The 17,604-nt window shown below is 61.2% G+C and carries 12 protein-coding genes; 7 read left to right on the top strand and 5 right to left on the bottom strand.

Annotated elements, in window-relative coordinates:
- The first annotated feature begins 91 nt into the window (after positions 1–91).
- Complete coding sequence (locus tag P5689_RS04280; protein WP_285532219.1) at positions 92–2,779, top strand: mechanosensitive ion channel family protein; 2,688 nt, start codon at positions 92–94, stop codon at positions 2,777–2,779.
- A 207-nt stretch (positions 2,780–2,986) separates the two neighbouring features.
- Here P5689_RS04280 and P5689_RS04275 read toward each other — a convergent pair whose 3' ends face one another.
- Both P5689_RS04275 and P5689_RS04270 read right to left on the bottom strand, forming a co-directional pair.
- Positions 2,987–6,619 (bottom strand): PAS domain-containing protein, encoded by a 3,633-nt coding sequence (locus P5689_RS04275; protein ID WP_023979508.1) that lies wholly within the window; start codon positions 6,617–6,619, stop codon positions 2,987–2,989.
- A 142-nt stretch (positions 6,620–6,761) separates the two neighbouring features.
- A complete protein-coding gene (locus tag P5689_RS04270) occupies positions 6,762–7,529 on the bottom strand; it encodes an SDR family oxidoreductase (protein ID WP_023979509.1) in 768 nt (255 codons plus the stop codon).
- Between the two features lie 310 nt (positions 7,530–7,839).
- Here P5689_RS04270 and cysG point away from each other — a divergent pair, with 310 nt between their 5' ends.
- The 4 genes from cysG to cysC all read left to right on the top strand — a co-directional run bounded on the left by cysG (position 7,840) and on the right by cysC (position 12,761).
- Entirely contained in the window at positions 7,840–9,255 is a 1,416-nt protein-coding gene (gene cysG, locus P5689_RS04265; protein ID WP_285533833.1) for a siroheme synthase CysG, read from the top strand.
- A 93-nt stretch (positions 9,256–9,348) separates the two neighbouring features.
- Positions 9,349–10,032 (top strand): phosphoadenylyl-sulfate reductase, encoded by a 684-nt coding sequence (locus tag P5689_RS04260; RefSeq protein WP_285532216.1) that lies wholly within the window; start codon positions 9,349–9,351, stop codon positions 10,030–10,032.
- Between the two features lie 50 nt (positions 10,033–10,082).
- Positions 10,083–10,877 carry a sulfate adenylyltransferase subunit CysD gene (gene cysD, locus P5689_RS04255; RefSeq protein ID WP_023979512.1) on the top strand — a complete coding sequence of 265 codons (795 nt, stop codon included), beginning with the start codon at positions 10,083–10,085 and terminating at the stop codon, positions 10,875–10,877.
- A gap of 15 nt (positions 10,878–10,892) precedes the next feature.
- The gene (gene cysC, locus P5689_RS04250; protein WP_285532215.1) at positions 10,893–12,761 is read left to right on the top strand and encodes an adenylyl-sulfate kinase; all 1,869 of its coding nucleotides are present in this window, start codon (positions 10,893–10,895) and stop codon (positions 12,759–12,761) included.
- Positions 12,762–12,823: 62 nt separating this feature from the next.
- Here cysC and P5689_RS04245 read toward each other — a convergent pair whose 3' ends face one another.
- The 3 genes from P5689_RS04245 to P5689_RS04235 form a co-directional block, all read right to left on the bottom strand.
- Positions 12,824–13,624, bottom strand: a complete 801-nt coding sequence (locus P5689_RS04245) for a phosphatase PAP2 family protein (RefSeq protein WP_285532214.1) — start codon at positions 13,622–13,624, stop codon at positions 12,824–12,826.
- Between the two features lie 122 nt (positions 13,625–13,746).
- Positions 13,747–14,112, bottom strand: coding sequence for a metalloregulator ArsR/SmtB family transcription factor (locus P5689_RS04240; RefSeq protein WP_285532212.1), 366 nt, complete (start codon positions 14,110–14,112; stop codon positions 13,747–13,749).
- Positions 14,109–14,750, bottom strand: a complete 642-nt coding sequence (locus P5689_RS04235; RefSeq protein WP_035440436.1) for a peroxiredoxin — start codon at positions 14,748–14,750, stop codon at positions 14,109–14,111. The genes P5689_RS04240 and P5689_RS04235 overlap by 4 nt, the downstream gene beginning before the upstream one ends.
- Before the next feature lie 163 nt (positions 14,751–14,913).
- Here P5689_RS04235 and P5689_RS04230 point away from each other — a divergent pair, with 163 nt between their 5' ends.
- Together P5689_RS04230 and P5689_RS04225 are read left to right on the top strand one after the other, a co-directional pair.
- Positions 14,914–15,840, top strand: coding sequence for an MBL fold metallo-hydrolase (locus P5689_RS04230; RefSeq protein ID WP_285533831.1), 927 nt, complete (start codon positions 14,914–14,916; stop codon positions 15,838–15,840).
- Between the two features lie 135 nt (positions 15,841–15,975).
- Positions 15,976–17,577: a TIGR01244 family sulfur transferase gene (locus tag P5689_RS04225; RefSeq protein ID WP_285532211.1), complete on the top strand. Its 1,602-nt coding sequence runs from the start codon at positions 15,976–15,978 to the stop codon at positions 17,575–17,577.
- Positions 17,578–17,604 lie beyond the last annotated feature (27 nt).

Here is a 17,604-nt window from a genome sequence, read left to right as displayed (position 1 = left end):
TTATTGACTGATCCGCCATTGTTCGGATCCGTCGGGACGGTATAGGCAGGTCATACATTACCGAACTTCTGTTTCCGCAAGGATATGCCTGATGTTGTCCCTTTCGCGAGCGCCCAATCCGGGTGCCACGGTCCTGACACTCGAAAACAGGTATTCCGCGCGACGGCCGTTTTCATGGTGTCTGCTGATCTGTCTCCTGGTCGGCAGTCTGTGCCTGCAATCAGGGAGCGCGCGCGCCCAGACGCAAGCCACTGCGGCAGTGCCCGATGCGCCGCGCATCACAGCCGATCAGGCGCGGCAACTCGCTTCGGTGCTCAATAACGATGCCAAGCGCCGCGAATTCCTGACGACACTGCAAAATCTCAGTCAGGCCCAGCAGGCGGCCAATCCGACCGATACAGGTGAGAAAACCGGTCCGAAGCTCAAACCCGATGGGCTGGGGGCAGAATTGCTTGGCAGTGCCTCCGACTGGACCCACGCTGCCAGTGTTCAGGCGCATAGCCTGCTGCGCACCGTCGTGGACGTGCGCGCCATCGGGCCGTGGTGGCGCCACATGCGCAACGATCCGGCAGATCGTCAGGAATCGCTCAAACTGTTGCTTCGCGCCCTGATTCTGGCTGCAGTGAGCACCTGTCTCTTCTATGCGTTGCGGCTTTTGTTACGGGGGGTGCGCAACCGCGTTGAGGCGCTGGCTCGCATCAAGGGGCGTTCTGCGCTGGCGCGTGAAATCGATGATCGTCAGGCCGCAGAAGAGGCGGCTGACGAGGCTGCTCGGGGAGACGCTGAGAGGAAGGCGGGCGACGGAAGCTCCACCACTGACCAGACCACTCTTTCCGACATTACGCCGCCTTTGGCGCAGGATCACGGCGATGCCTATCAGCAATCCGCTGACGAAGCCTCGCCTCCTGAACAGGAGCGCCCAATCGTTCAGACGGAAGGCCCCTCCGGCGGCGCGAAGTCCATTCCCGATACGCAGGATCGCGAGCGTCTGTCGCGTTTGCGGCATCAAGGCGCACTTGCCCGGCTGACGCTTGTTCTCAAGCGACTTCCCTACAGCTTCCTCTGTCTGTTGCTCGACTGTCTGCCGGTGCTGGTTGTGCCGTTTATTGCCTTGCTGATCGTCATTGCCGATCCGGCGGCTGACGAGTTCACAACAGCCTTGCTGCGCGCGCTGAGCCTGACGGCTCTGGTGGCTGGAGGGCTGATCATTGCCATACGCACCATTCTCGCGCCGCAGCGTCCCTGGTTGCGCCTTGCCCTGCTCTCAGATTCCGCGGCGAGCTTCCTGTTCGACTGGCTGCGTCTGCTGATCCTCACCACAGGAATTTCTGCTGCTGCGCTCGAAACGCTTGATGATTGCGGCTTGCCCGACAGGGTGATCGAGGCATTGCTCAAGATCCTGACGCTTGTGCTGCATTTGATGGTGGCGGTCATGATCATCCGCAGCCGCCCCAAGGTCATGCGTTTTTGCGAGCGCAGGGAACGGCGTGGTTTTGGCGCAAGCATGTTGCATCTTTTCGGTCGCACCTGGTGGGTGGTCGCGCTCTTCTTCGACATGGGCCTCTGGCTCGTCTGGGCGGCGGAAATCCATCACGGCTATGCGGCAATCTGGAAGCTCTTTCTGCGCAGTGCTGTGGCACTGGTGGTCATGCGCTGCGTCAGCATCGTGCTGTACGGGTTGCTGGAGCGCGTGTTCCGCTCGGCTCCAGGCTGGGTCACGCTGAGCGAGGATGCACAGACACGCTTCAGCCGCTATTACGCCCCGGCGCAGCGGGTTACGTCCGTCATTATCATTGCCCTGACTGTTCTTGCTCTGGCCAGCGCCTGGGGCGCGCCTATCAAGGTTCTGTTTGGTGCCGGGGGGCTTGGCTATCGTCTGGCCTCGTCATCCATGACAGTGCTCATCGCCTGCCTGCTCGGGGTTGTGGTCTGGGAGGCGAGCAACATCATGCTTGAGCGCTACGCCCGCAAGGTCGGCGGGCTTGATGACGGTGCGGCCAGGGTGGCCCGTGTGCGCACATTGCAGCCCATGATCCGTATCGTCCTCATGGTCATTCTGGTGGCCGTCATCGGGCTGACCGTGCTGAGCGAGATCGGCGTGAATGTTGCTCCGCTTCTGGCAGGGGCCTCGATTTTTGGTGTCGCGCTGGGTTTCGGCTCGCAAAAGCTCGTGCAGGATTTCATCAACGGGATTTTCCTGCTCATGGAAAATGCCCTGACGGTGGGTGATGCCGTCACACTTAACGGTACCTATGGCGTGGTCGAGCATCTCTCGCTTCGTACGGTTCATGTGCGTGCCAATGATGGCTCCATGAACATCTTTCCGTTCAGTTCGCTTGGTCAGATCATCAATTACAACCGCGATTTTGCCCGTGCCATTATCGTGGCCGAAGTCGGATATGAGACGGATACCGATGAGGTTGTGCAGGTCATCAACGATATCACGGCCGAGATGCGTGCCGATGAGAATTTCAAGGCCCTGATCATTGACGATTTCCAGATGTGGGGTGTGGACGCGCTCAATCAGACCTCTGTCACGGTGCGCGGTACGTTGCCGACAATCACCTCCGGGCGCTGGCCTGTGCAGCGTGAATTCTATCGCCGCCTGAAAAAGACGTTCGAGGCGCGGAATATCCATCTCCCTTATCCAACGCGCTATGTGGAGGTTACGGGGCTGGCAGGTATGGGAGGCAGCGACGGGCCAGAACACGACCGGCGATCAGGCGAAGAAGGTGTCACATTGCGAGAGGGACGCGTCCCAACCTCCCGACCCGAATGACGGGTTGCGGCCTCAGGCTTACTCAGAATTGCCTTGAGGCCACGCGGCCCGTGTCACATGACGGACGCCGAGACGTCACGCTGTAACGACGGGGCCGTGTGACGACGGACGCAAAAGAGCCTCGCCGTAGGGGCTTTTTCGCAGGGGCTCTGGCCGCTCCAAGCCGATCGGCCCGAAGGGCAAAACCGATCGGCTTCGTATGTGAGGCTAGCCGCGCCTGAGGGCGTTTCTCAGTTTCTCGTCAAGCATGGCCGTGGTGAAGGGTTTGGGCAGGATATGGATTTTCTCATCCTGTCCACTCCGGTCAAATATGGCCTGTTCCGCGTAGCCCGTGATGAACAGCACCGAGAGTGATGGCCGCAGCACAAGCGCCGCATCGGCAAGTTGCCGCCCATTCAGACCACCCGGCAGGCCGACATCGGTAATCAGTACATCATACAGGCGTTCCCGGTCATTGAGCAGGGCGAGGGCTGCCGTGCCGTCGCTTGCCTCCTGAACAATGGCGCCCCAGTCTTCGAGCGTTTCACGAACGGTAAAGCGCAGCGTCTCCTCATCATCGACCAGCAGTACGCGCAGGTTACGCAGGGCGTCGCCATCCGGCGAGAGGTCAGGCGCGACGACAGGCGAGGGCAGGGCGGCGGCATGGCTGGGCAGCCAGATATGGACCGAGGTTCCTGCACCGGGGATCGAGGCAATGCTGACCCGTCCCCCCGATTGTCTGGCAAAGCCATAGATCATGCTCAGCCCCAGCCCGGTCCCCTTGCCCAAGGGCTTGGTGGTAAAGAAGGGATCGAAAGCACGCGCCATGACATCGGCGCTCATGCCCACACCCGTATCTGTCACCGAGAGCACCTGATAGATCCCGGGGCGCACCCCCCATTCTTCGGCCTGAAGGGCCCCCAGCGTGGCGCGTGACGTGGCAATCGTCAGATGCCCGCCCTCGGGCATGGCATCACGGGCGTTGATCGACAGATTGAGCAACGCATTTTCAAGCTGGTTGGTATCGACCAGGGCCGGCCCAATGGTTTCGTCCAGGCAGAGTTCGAGCACAACGGCCGGCCCGACCGTGCCGGCAATAAGGTCCTGAAGCCCGAGGATGAGAATATTGATGTCGGCGGGTTGCGGGTCGAGTGTCTGACGGCGTGAGAAGGCCAGAAGGCGATGCGTCAGGGCGGCGGCGCGATCCGTGGCCCCTTGCGCCGCTGTGATATAACGGTCCAGCCCCTCTGTACGTCCCTGGGCAATACGACGCGTCAGGAGCGAGAGTGCGCCCCCGATCCCGGCCAGGATATTGTTGAAATCATGGGCGAGGCCGCCTGTCAGCTGTCCGACCGCTTCCATCTTCTGCGACTGGCGAAGCTGATCCTCCAGAGCGATACGATCGGTCACGTCACGTCCGATCAGATAGATGTCTTCTCCCTCAGTCGAGCCGGACCAGTTGAATGTGTGCCATTCCCCATCCTGATGCAGGAATCGCAGATCAACGCCATGATCGAGCTTGCCCTCGCGCAGCAGGGCCAAGGCCTCGGTCGCGCGTGCCATATCGGCTGGATGCACCAGCTGCTCGGCCTTGCTGCCAATCCAGTCACGCGCCTTGTCACCAAAGCAGGTCTGCCAGCTCGGATTGAGGTAGCGCAGCCTGCCGTCACGATCGGTAAGGGCCAGCAGGTCGGCGCTGATGGCCCACAACCTGTCGCGTTCACGCGTACGGCGTAGCACCTGCTCTTCGAGGGTTTCGTTCATGCGGCGCAGGGCTTCCTGTGCGCGCATCTGGCGTATGGCGGCCCAGCTTCTGTCAGCAATCGTACGAACGAAGGAGAGCGTGATGTCGTCCCAGCAATGGGCATGGGCAAAATGGACGATGGCGACAGCCTGCAGAACACCGTTATCCATGATCGGCACATTGAGCAGGGCGCAGATCTGGAGCGGGGCAAACTGCGCAGCCTGCGCAGCGGTCAGAGGATCAGTCCTGACATCATCGATGGCAACAACTTCACCGGCCTTGAGCAGATCGATATAGGAGCCAAAGGACCGGAAGGCATAGAGCCCCGAAACATCGGGGGTTTCAGGGTCCCTGCGCCAGCAATCTGTAACCTGCGCCAGTTCGCGCTCATGATCCACATCGGCAAAACCGGAACGGTCTGCCTCGATGGTCATGCCCAGCGTCCGCGCTGTAAGCGCCAGAATGTCAGCCTCACTCGTCAGCGCGCGCAGTTCGTCACCGAAAGTCACCAGCGCCTCACGCTTGAGCGTCTGGCGTTTGGGCGCGTCGATATCGAGCAGAATGCCGGGGAAATGACTGATCTGGCCGTTATGGTCGTAGGTGCACGAGCCATTGGCCTCGATCCACCGGCTGGCACGCGAGCCGTCGTCGCATAGACGAAACTCGCAGCGGAACGGCTTGCGCTCCTGTAAGGCCATGTCGAGCGCTGCCTGAAGAACCGGACGATCTTCAGGGGTGATGCAATCCAGCAATTGCGTGAGCGCCACCCCCTCGGCAAGTCGGGCCGGGGAGAGACGGAGCGTCTCCGCCATGCGCAGATCGCCCGTCACAAGCTGACGTTTGGCGTCCCACAGCCACATGCCGATGATGGTACCGGCCGCAAGTGCAAGCTCAAGGCGCTCGTGCTCCTGATTGGCCACGGTCATGTCACGCGAGACACCGAGGATACGCTCTGGCCTGCCCCCGGGCCCAAGTATGGGTGTCACCACGACATCCCACAGGCGTTTGCGCCCGTCGGTCGTCTCGACATATTCCTGGAAATGGCTGGTGAGCCCGTCCCTGGCAGCATCAATCGCGTTCAGCGAGAGCTTGCGCCCGCGCTCCTGCCACACATCAGGCCAGTAGACCCCCAGCATGTCGGCGGGCGAGCAAAGACCAAGCACCAGAACAGCGCCGTGATTGACGAAGGTGATCTTGCCGTCGAGATCAAGGATCTTCACGCAGTCACTGGCGCTGACGAGCAGCGAATTGACGAAAGACTGGCTGGCGCGCAGTGCAGCCCGTTCATCCGGATCGATCGTGGTGTCGATGACCGTCCCGGTGCAGCCATCAGGATGGGGATGCACACTGATATGAACGGCTCTCGGCGGTCCGTCCGTCTGCCGGAAGGCTACATAGCCTGTTTCAGCCCTCGTCAGCCATGCGACAGGATCGGTTTCCGGCAGGATTTCAGCATCTTCATGGAAACAGGCCAGAAAAACCGGCCATTCGACACCGAGACGCAAGGCTTCAGGATCGAGGCCACAAAGCGACGCGAGATAGGGATCGCCCGTTAGCAGACCACTCTTGGCATTCCAGAGCAGAAAGCCGAGCATGGCCTCGCGTGAACCGTTCTCGCCGGGAGGGGGCGCCGCATCCGGTGTGACGACAGGTGCCTTATGCAATGGGGCATTGAGGGTGCCATTCCGCCCTGCCACAGCGAGGGCACGCGCGTCCCTTTGGCCCATGGTGCCAAGAAGGGTGGCATGAGCCTGAACGATGCGCTTTTGCTGCGGGGATAAAGGGTTTTGCCGAGCGGCTGCTGCAATCAGCCCTGCGACTGGGGTGCCGAAGGGAAAGAAATCCCAGCCGGCAAACTCACCCTCTCCTGAGAAGGATGACTCGCGGGTCCAGTCCTGTCCCGTCGCGCGTGAGAGGTCAGGCAATACCGGTATCGCGTCGCGGGTTGCAGCCCCACTCTGTGCCGTTGCGACAAGATGCGCATGACCGCTGATGACAGCAATGAGTGCGAAACCGATCTCGGGGAAGGTTTCGCACAGGGGGTGCAACGCCGGATGGGTTGCGGTGACCCGTGAGCTCGTCAGGTTATCCGGACCGGGACGCTCCCAAAGCAACATGTGATACGCCCCCGGATGTTCAGGCTGCCCCCGGGTTGCGAGGGCAGGACAGGCGTCTCAGGCACCATACGATGAGCCCGCTTGATCCGGTTCAGTCATAGCCCCCTGAACGTGAAAGCGTAAATACAGAATCCGGGGCCGATTACACGGATGCCGTCAAACCCCCGTCAACAGTCAGTATATGCCCATTAACGAAGCTCGAGGCCTCGGAGGCGAGAAACACAGCAGCGCCTACCAGTTCCTCGCTCTTGCCCCATCGTGCCGCGGGGGTGCGCTGGCACAACCATGAGGAGAAGGCCGGATCGGCAACAAGGGCTGCGTTCATCTCTGTTTCGAAATACCCCGGGGCGAGCCCGTTGATCTGCAGCCCGTGCCGTGCCCAGTCGGTCGCCATGCCCTTGGTGAGCATTTTCACGGCCCCTTTGGCTGCGGTGTAGGGGGCGATGCCGGGACGCGCCAGCTCGCTCTGCACAGAACAGATGTTGATGATCTTGCCGCGCCCACGCGTGATCATGCCTTTCGAGACCGCCTGGGCGACAAAAAACACCGAGCTGAGATTAGTGGAAATCAGGCGGTCCCACTCGGCACGTGGAAACTGGTCGAGAGGCGAGCGGAACTGGATGCCGGCGTTGTTGATCAGGATATCGATCGGACCTTCGGCCTCGATCGCCTCGACACCTGCAATGACCTGATCCTGATTGGTGACATCGAAAACGCTGCCGCGTGTCACAATGCCCTCGCCCTCCAGGCGGGCCCGTGCAGAATCGAGATGTGCCGGATCACGCCCGTTGAGAATGATTTCAGCCCCGTAGCGCCCCAGACCCTGCGCGAGCGTAAAGCCGATGCCGCGCGAGGCGCCAGTGATGAGGGCGCGCTTGCCCTTGAGGGAAAAAAGGGCGGGCTCGGACATGGCTGGATCCTTCTCTGGACAGTCCGGCCCGTGACTGTCGGGGCGGACATGATCTGGCGGCTCGCTGAACACATTATCGTTTCGAGCCGCTCATATGCTGGGCATGGTATCAGGGATGCTCAGACTGCCCAGCCGACATTTTCGTGTGGTTTCTTTCAGCCATCCTTTGCCTGCACCGTCGTCACATCACGGGAGGGGATGACAGGGGCGTATGTCCGAAGGGTTTTCGGGTGCCCGTGTCGGGGCCAGCAAGCGGGCCTGTGTCGCGGCCGATCTTGGCGCGGCGCATAGGGCACGCCATACAGGAGAAATGACCAAGGAAGCGACCTATCTCCCTATCGCCCTGCGCCTCGATGATGGCCGCGCTCTCGTAATCGGGGGCGGGCAGGTGGCCGCCAACAAGCTGCGCCTGCTTCTTGGGCGCTGTGATGATATCGCCCAGATCGGTCCGGTTCATGACATCGAAATCCGCCAGGCGATCGACAGCGGCAAGGTCACCCATCTCGGCGGGGCGCTGGAAGCGCATCGTATCAGTGCGTTGTTGAGGGAGATGCGCATTGTTTTCGCAGCCACCGAGGATGCTGCGTTCAATCGCGTCATTGCAGCACAGGCGCGCGAACAGGGGGTGAATATCTGCGTCGTTGACGATCCTGAGCCATCCACTTTCATCACCCCTGCCATTATTGACCGGACCCCGGTCCAGATTGCGATCTCGACCAATGGCGCGGCGCCCGTACTGGCCCGGCGCCTGCGCACCCAGATCGAGTCGCTGCTTCCCGAAGGGCTCTCGCGCCTAGCGCGCTTCATGCAGGCGCAGCGCGTTTGGATACGCCGCGCTCAGCCCGACACCATGATCCGGCGACGGGCATGGGAGGATTTTGTCGATGGCACGGGTGCCGAGCAGGCCCTTAGGGGAGAGGATGAGGCTGCAAGAGCCAGTCTCGAACGCAGCCTGGGTGGCGTGCCGAGAGAAGGCGAGGTCTGGCTGGTCGGTGCCGGGCCGGGTGATCCGGACCTTCTCACGCTGGCGGCCCTGCGCCTGATGCAGAATGCCGACACCGTCCTGTATGACCAGTTGATCCCGCCCGCGATCATGGACCGTGTACGGCGTGACGCAGAGCGTGTGTTCGTTGGCAAGAAGCGCAGCCACCACACCCTGCCGCAGGAAGGGATCAATGACGAGCTGATACGTCGCGCCAGAGCGGGTGAACGCGTTCTGCGCCTGAAGGGAGGCGATCCGTTCATTTTCGGGCGTGGTGGTGAGGAAATGGAGGCGCTGGTGGATGCCGGCGTCACTGTGCGCGTCATCCCCGGCATCACGGCAGCCAGTGGGTGTGGCGCGGCGGCGGGAATCCCGCTGACGCATCGGGACTGCGCACAGAGCTGTGTGTTTGTCACCGGTCACGCCCGCGCCGATGGAACGCTCAATCTGGATTGGTCGAGTCTGGCCAAGAAAGGGCAGACACTCGTCATCTATATGGGGCTCGCGCCGATGGCGGATCTCTGCGCCCAGCTTCAGGCCCATGGCCTGCCCGCCGACTGGCCCGCCGCTGTAATCGAGCATGGCACGCGTCATGATCAGCGCGTGCATGTGGCAACGCTTGCGACGCTGCCTGCGTTGGTTATCGAGCGCAATGTGGCCAGCCCGGCGCTCACCCTCGTGGGGGAGGTGGTGAACCACCGCCGCTCGGGGCATGGGAAAACAATTCACCATAAAGAAGCGTGAGTTCGTAGTTTACCCATTGCACGGTGTTGTCTGAGGTATTATGTCGAGCGTGATGGCGCAATAAGCGATTTTTCAGTGTGGATTTAACCAGTCATGGCCCTGACCCAGACCGAACGGCAGATCCTTGAAACGACCGGCGAGGAAGCAATCCTGGAGCGCTCCATGGAGGTGCTTTCAGGGCGTATGGCGCTTGTCTCGTCCTTTGGGGCCGAATCCGCGCTGCTTCTTGCTCTGGTTGCCGATATCGACCGCGATTTTCCGATATTCTTTCTCGATACCAAGCGCCATTTCCCCGAGACGCTGAGCTATCGTGATGCCCTGATCGATCACCTTGGACTGACTGGGGTTGTGAATATCGCGCCCTCGGCCAAGGCGCTGCACGATCGTGATCCGCAGGACATGCTGGCCGATTTCGACCCGGATGCCTGCTGCGCCCTGCGCAAGGTCGAGCCTATGGATGGCGCATTGAACGATTTCGATGCGTGGATAACCGGGCGCAAACGCGGTCAGGCAGCGACACGCGCCTCGATGGCCGTCTTCGAGCCGCTTGCGGACGGGCGAGCCAAGATCAATCCGCTTGCCTCCTGGACGCGCGAGCGCATCGCAAGCGAAATGACCCGGCGTGACTTGCCGCGTCACCCCCTGACGGCCCTCGGTTTCAAATCCATCGGCTGTGCACCCTGCACACGGGCCGTGGCCGAAGGTGAGGACCCCAGAGCCGGACGCTGGGCCGGCCAGACCAAAACCGAATGCGGCATTCACCTGCCAGCGCGATAACGGAGCATAAAATGAGTTTGGCGTCCCCCACCCTCGCCACGCCGCGTGCCATGGATGACCTCGATCAGCTTGAGGCGCAGAGCATCTTCATTCTGCGTGAGGCCTATCGCAAGCTGCGTCCGCTCTCCCTGCTCTGGTCTCTGGGCAAGGACAGCAATGTGATGGTCTGGCTGGCACGCAAGGCATTCATGGGCCGCGTGCCGTTTCCGGTCATGCATGTCGATACGGGCAAGAAATTCCCTGAGATGTATGCGTTTCGCGAGGAATACACAAAGAAGTGGAACCTCGACCTGATGCTTGGCGATTGCCCGCCGGTTGAGGAAATCGACCCGTCCCTGCCGCCCGCGGCGCGCTCTGCAGCGCGTAAGACCGCCGGTCTGGCCAGCCTGATTGAAAAGCACAAGCTGCGCGGCGTCATTGCCGGTATCCGCCGTGACGAGCAGGCGACGCGCGCCAAGGAGCGCGTGTTCAGCCCGCGTGGGGCGGGTCATCGCTGGGATGTGCGCAATCAGCCGCCGGAATTCTGGGACCAGTACGCCACACCTTATGAGGACGGGATGCATATCCGTGTGCATCCGCTGTTGTCATGGCGTGAAATCGATATCTGGCGCTATATCGAGCGCGAGAACATCCCGCTGGTCGATCTGTATTTCGCGAAGAACGGCAAGCGTTACCGCTCGCTGGGTGACCAGGACATCACGAGCCCCATCGACAGCAATGCCTCGACTCTCGCCGAGGTGATTGCCGAGCTTGAAAACAGCAAGACATCCGAGCGTGCCGGTCGCGCGATGGATCATGAATCGGAAGACGCGTTCGAGCGTCTGCGTGTTGCGGGTTATCTCTGAGCCATGGGCGAAATCATGAAAAACAACGACCTCCCAGCCTCGCTGCGCGCCGCTGCCACGCCGATCGTTATTGTTGGCCATGTCGATCATGGCAAGTCGACGCTTATCGGCCGTCTGCTTTACGACACGGACAGCCTGCAGGACGGCAAGCTTGCTCAGATCGTCGAGAGCAGTCGCAAGCGCGGCCTCGCTGTCGAATGGAGCTTCCTGCTCGACTCGCTTCAGATCGAGCGTGATCAGGGTGTGACCGTCGATTCCACCCGTATTCCTTTTCATCTGGGCGGGCGCGAGTTCGTTATTGTCGATGCGCCCGGCCATCGCCAGTTTCTGCGTAACATGATCACCGGTGCCGCTGACGCCGAGGCCGCCGTGCTGGTGGTGGATGCGCTTGAAGGCGCTCAGGAGCAGACGCGTCGTCATGCGATGCTCCTGCGCCTGATCGGCATCCGTCATGTGATCGTGCTGCTCAACAAATCCGATCTGCTGGATTTCGATCAGGCGAAGATTGCCCAGGCCGAAGCCGATGTGCGCGACTTGCTGGGTCGTCTCGAAATCACGGTTGAGGCCTTCGTACCGGCCTCCGCTCGGGATGGTGATAACATTGCCAGCCGCTCGGAGCGTGCGCCCTGGTATACGGGGCCGACGCTAGTTGAGGCTCTGGCAGCCGTACCGGCACCGGCATCACGCCTGGCTCTCGATTTCCGTATGCCTGTGCAGGATGTCTATCGCTTTGACGATGTGCGCTATGTCGCCGGGCGGATCGAACGCGGTGTCATACGCGCAGGCGATCGCATCATGATCGGCTCACAGGGTCAGCAGGCTACAGTTGCAGAAATCTGCCGCTGGCATGCGCCGGAAAATCCTGTCGCGGGAGCAGGAGAGTCCATCGCGTTGCGTCTGGAGCCCGATCTGGTGCCGGATCGTGGGGATCTGCTTTATCCGGCGCAGGAAAATGGGGCGGCACCGATCCGCACAGCGCGCCTGCGCACGCGTCTCTTCTGGCTGCGTGGTGAGCCCCTGCGTGTGGGTGAGAGCTTCACCCTGCGTCTGGCCACAGCCGAACATGATGTGACGGTCGCCTCGATCGATGCCGTGGTGAACCTTGATGATCTCACGCTCTCACCCGGTGACGAGGTGCCGCCGGATGGGTTTGCCGAGATCACCCTGGTGGCCTCTCATGCCATCCTGTTCGACCCGTTCTCGCCAGGTTACAGCGATGGGCGTGGTGTGCTGGTGGATCGTTTCCAGCGCATCGTGGGCGGTGCGCCATTGCTTGGGGCTGCTGAACTGCCGGATGGTGTTCATGCCATTCACCCGACAGCCAGCAAGGTGACTGCTGCTCAGCGCGAGTCTCTGCATGGTCACAAGGGCGCTGTGTTCTGGCTGACTGGCCTGCCGGGTTCGGGCAAGAGCACAATTGCCCGGGCGGTCGAGACCGATCTGGTCGCGGCTGGAATTCGTACGACAGTGCTCGATGGCGACACGCTGCGCGCCGGTCTGTGCAGCGATCTCGGCTTCTCGCCAGAAGATCGGCGCGAGAATATCCGTCGCGCTGCCCATGTGGCGCGTATTCTGGCAGAGAGTGGGCAGGCTGTTATCGTGGCTCTTGTCTCCCCTCTGATCGAGGACCGTGCGCTTGCGGCGCAGATCGTGGGTGAGGGCTTCCACGAGATCCATGTGGATACGGCGGTGGAAATCTGTGAGTCCCGTGACCCGAAAGGGCTCTATGCCGCAGCGAGAGCCGGGAAGATTGCAGATTTCACGGGCGTCAGCGCGCCTTATGAAACACCGGCTAACCCGGCAATGCGCCTTGAAACGCTCGGGGCCCTGGACGGAACGGTGCAGGGTTTCGCGTCCTTCGTGCGCGGTGTGATCATCGCGTAAAGAGCGGATCAGGCGATTTTTCGGGTCGCCTGATCTTTTCTTTTGTCCATAAGGCGGTTCGCTCAATCATCCGTAAACGGCGAGTGGGTGGCCGCTTCAGCTTCCAGAGCGCAGCGTGCCTCGTCCGGGCGGGTTTTCTCCGCCTGCATGGCAAGGAGCTCTTCACGGGCCTTTGGCATCAGGGCCCGAATAGCCGGATTTTCAAGAGTGGCAACGGCAAAGGCCCCGGCCGCCTGATAGCCCGCAGCGACATCCGACGCCCAATGCATGCCGCATATGATGCGGCTTTCTCCAACGACACGGCCACGTTGCAGTAGTTCTGCGCTGCGTTCCGGCAGAAGTGCGGAGAGGACAAGTGCGGTGGAATAGCCGGCGATGGTATGACCCGACGGGTAAGACGGGCTTTTCGCCAGTCTCTCATCACGCGCAACGCAGATGGGCGCATCATTGCCGATGAAGGGACGCTTGCGCTTCCAGTAACGCTTTTCTTCCGACGTTCTGCCGCTTTCGGCCTTGGCCATCATATCGAGGATGCGCGCCAGAGTCGGGGCCTGGACAATATCGATCGTAAAGCCTGCCGCACAGGAAAAGCCCTTGAGGAAGGGGGCAGGGCGCAAATCAGCATCGCTTTGCGCGAGTGCCCAGCGTGGCGAGCCCTTCAGCGCGCGTGTGCGTGCGAAAATGCGGTCGTCATCACCTTGCGAGGCCAGCCCGACCGATGGCGGGGTTGCAAGGGCCAGACGCTCATCCGGCAGATGGGCGGTATCGAGAGGCTGGGTGGGTGCCGTGGTGCACGAAGCGAGAAGGCAGAGCAGAAAACCGCCCCGGACAAAGGAATTCCGACCGGATTTGGGAGGGGTCATGTCGAGCCTGTTCGTTTCATATGAGATACGAATGGCTGTTATCAGGATTGGAAGATTCGCGAAACTGTCTCAGCGGGCAGGATGTGTTGTGACGCTCTCCTGCAACGTCACCAGAGAGGCATTCAAGGCAAAATCGACGCGAAATGAGCCCCATAGCGCGGCGGTTCGGCGGTAGCTGGAGCGAGTGAGGGTGTTTCCCTGTCCTCAAGCAATCCGAGGACGGTTGCAGTCCGAATGCGCTCTGCTGGTGAGGCAAAATCGTAGATCACCTCGCGGGCAGCGCGGCTGGAGGCGATGATACCGGCGCGACGCAATTCGCCCAACTGTTGCGACAGGGCGGGCTGGCCGATTCCGGTACGGGCCTCAATTTCAGCCACGGTATAGGGAGCCTCGCTCAGGACGGACAGGATCGACAGGCGCTGAGCCTGCCCATAAAGGCGAAGGCGCTCGACAAGTTGAGCCATATGCTGGCCGTTCATGGCCTTCATCGCCCGTCATCTTTCTGCAGGCAGTGAAACCAGGGCTGCTCGCATGGCGCGTTCATTTCCGCCACGGTGAGCGAGGGGGGGCGGAAGATGGCACCCCCTGGCTGCCAGTTCTCCGGCGTCAGGGCATCGCCATGCGCGGCGCGCTGCAGCGCCGTTACTGTGCGAAGAATCTCGCTCACCGAGCGACCCACGCAGAGCGGATAAACCAGAATGGCCTGTATCCGTCCATCGGGGTCGATGATGTAGGTCGAACGCACTGTACTGCTGTCCTGAGCAGTCGCATCAAGCATGCCGTAGGCTCGCGCAACGGCCATGGAGGGATCCTCCACCACCGGGAAGCCGATTTCGGTATCGAGATCGCGCCCGATGGCGTTGATCCAGGCCAGATGGGACGACAGCGAGTCGACGGAAAGGCCGATCAGCTGACAGCCGAGCTGATCGAATTGTGGCTGGGCCTTTGCAAAGGCGACGAACTCACTGGTGCAGACCGGCGTGAAATCGGCGGGGTGCGAAAAAAGCACAACCCATCGTCCCCTGAAATCACTGAGTGTGAGGGGGCCCAATGTCGTGCGGGCGCGGAAATTTGGGGCGAGGGTACCGAGACGCGGGGGTGTCTGTGCCTGTTCTTGCATCATCATTCATCTCCTGCGTCGTTAATCGGCATCGGTGCCAGCCGATTCACGATTTAACGTTGGGTGCCTGTGTTGTCCTTGACGGGAGCAACTATCACAATTACATAAATCGAGAAATATCATATTCAGCAAATATGTAATTCACGATCAGTTCAGCGGAGCGCGCATGATGGATGACGCAACGATTGCCCAGGCAGCCAGTCAGATCGAGGCCACCAGAGCGGGCCAGTCGCCGTGCCCGGTGGTGCGCAGCTTCTTCGACGAAACAACTTTCACGGCCTCGCACGTCGTGCACGACCCCCGTACCCGCGAAGCGGCGATTATCGACAGCGTGCTCGATTATGACCCCGCTTCCGGTCGTACCGGGTCATCAAGCGCTCAGGCCATTCTTGAATATATCCGCGCTGAGTCCCTGACCGTGACCTGGCAGCTCGAGACCCACGCCCATGCCGATCACCTGTCGGCAGCGCCGTGGCTGCAGGAGCAGCTGGGAGGCAAACTCGCCATAGGTGCCGAGATCACCCATGTTCAGGAGGTGTTCGGCAAGATCTTCAATGCCGGTACGCGCTTTGCACGGGACGGCTCGCAGTTCGATCATCTGTTCCGCGATGGTGAGCGTTTCAGAATTGGTGAAATCGAGGCGATTGCGCTGCACGTGCCGGGGCACACCCCAGCCGATATGGCGTTCGTCATCGGTGACTGTGCCTTTATCGGTGATACGCTCTTCATGCCCGATTTCGGAACAGCCCGCGCGGATTTCCCCGGTGGCGATGCGAGGCAGCTCTATCGCTCCATCCGTCGCCTGCTTTCCCTGCCGCGTGAGACGCGCCTCTTCCTGTGTCACGATTACAAGGCCCCCGGACGTGACTGGTTTGCCTGGGAAACCACCATTGGAGCACAGCGCGACAGCAACCTGCACGTGCATGACGGTGTGAGCGAGGACGAATTCGTCGAGATGCGCACGAAACGTGATGCGACTTTGAGCCTGCCCAATCTCATTATGCCCTCGGTCCAGATCAATATGCGCGGGGGGCGACTACCGGAGCCGGAAGAGAACGGTACGCGTTATATCAAGATACCGCTCGACAAGCTTTGAGAGGACGCTGTGCGGTATCCAGCTTGAATGGCCTGCACAGCACCTTGTTGAACCCCGCCCGTTACAGAACGCAGCATCCAGCCGGTGCGCATTGACCCGGCCCGCAATACAGCCCCAGAAGAGAGAGGCAAGCTCATGTCCCTTCGTTTCCTGACGGCCCATTTCGCCGTATCGCCCCAGATCAGGGTGGAAGATCTGCCCGCGCTCAAGGAGCAGGGTTTCAGCGGCATTATCTGCACCCGCCCCGATGGTGAGGAGAAGGATCAGCCCGGCGTGGCCGATCTGGGTGTGGCGGCGGAAAAATGCGGGCTGGCTTTTGCCTATATCCCGGTGCGTATGGGGGCTACGCCCGATGCGCATAGTGTCTCGGTCATGCGCCAGACCCTTGCCGAGATGACCGGGCCTGACAATACAGGCAAGGTTCTTGCCTATTGCCGCTCTGGCCGACGTGCGGCTGATCTTTATGAGCTGGCGTCGACCCAGAAGGAAGAAAAGCCCGCTGGCGCTCAGCGTTTCGATGTCGTTGTGGTCGGCGGTGGCGCGGGTGGTCTCGCCTGCGCGGCAAGCCTGTTGCGTCGTCGGCCGGGGTTGCTGGTCGCTGTCGTGGAACCCTCGACCGAGCATTACTATCAGCCGGGCTGGACCCTTGTGGGTGGGGGTGTCTTCACGGCGCAGCAGACGCGTCGTTCCGAAGTCGGGCTTATCCCGGCGCGTGCCAACTGGATCCGTCAGGCTGTCACGGCCTTCCTGCCGGAGCAGAACCGTATCGAGCTGGGTGACGGGACCCAGATTGCCTATGAGGCGCTTGTTGTGGCGACCGGGCTCAAACTCGACTGGGCTGCTATTCCTGGGCTGGCCGAGACGCTGGGCAAGAATGGCGTCACGTCGAATTATCGCTACGATCTCGCCCCCTATACCTGGGAGCTGGTGAGCAAGCTTGAAGAGGGTAAGGCGCTGTTCACCCAGCCGCCCATGCCGATCAAATGTGCAGGGGCGCCCCAAAAGGCCATGTATCTCGCCTGCGATGCCTGGCGTCGTCGTGGGGTGCTGGGTCGCGTGCAGGTCGAGTTCGATACAGCGACGCCCAGCCTGTTTGGCGTGGCCGATTTCGTACCGGCCCTGATTGATTACATCAAGAGCTACAGCATTGACCTCAACCTCAAGTCACGACTGGTAGCGGTCGATGGCGAGCGCAAGGTTGCAACCTTCGAGCGCGTTACGGAGGCCGGTACGGAGCGTGTCGAACGCGCATTCGACATGCTGCATGTTGTGCCCCCCCAGACCGCGCCCGATGTCATTCGTTCCTCGCCGCTTGCTGGCGCTGATGGCTTTGTGTCGGTTCATCCGGATACGATGCAGCACACGCAATATGCGAATGTTTTTGCCGTGGGTGACGTGGCCGGGACGAGCAATGCCAAGACGGCTGCCGCTGCACGTAAACAGGCACCTGTGGTGGTTGAGAACCTGATTGCCCAGCTTTCCGGACGCAAGCCGGATGCGGTGTATGACGGTTACGGCGGCTGTCCGCTGACGGTTGAGCGCGGCAAGATTGTACTGGCCGAGTTCGGCTATGGCGGCAAGCTGCTCCCGACCCTGCCGGGCTGGCTGCTTGACGGCAAGAAGCCCACACGCCTGGCGTGGTTTCTCAAGGAAAAGATCATGCCGCGCCTGTACTGGGATTTCATGCTGAAGGGACGCGAGTTTCTGGTGCGACCCGCCCGCAAGACCGAGGGCTGATCTCAACCAATGCTGTCGACCCCGTTC

The sequence above is a fragment of the Asaia sp. HumB genome, assembly GCF_030263835.1.
In the GTDB taxonomy this organism is placed as follows: domain Bacteria; phylum Pseudomonadota; class Alphaproteobacteria; order Acetobacterales; family Acetobacteraceae; genus Asaia; species Asaia bogorensis.
This window is presented reverse-complemented; position numbering and strand designations above follow the sequence as displayed.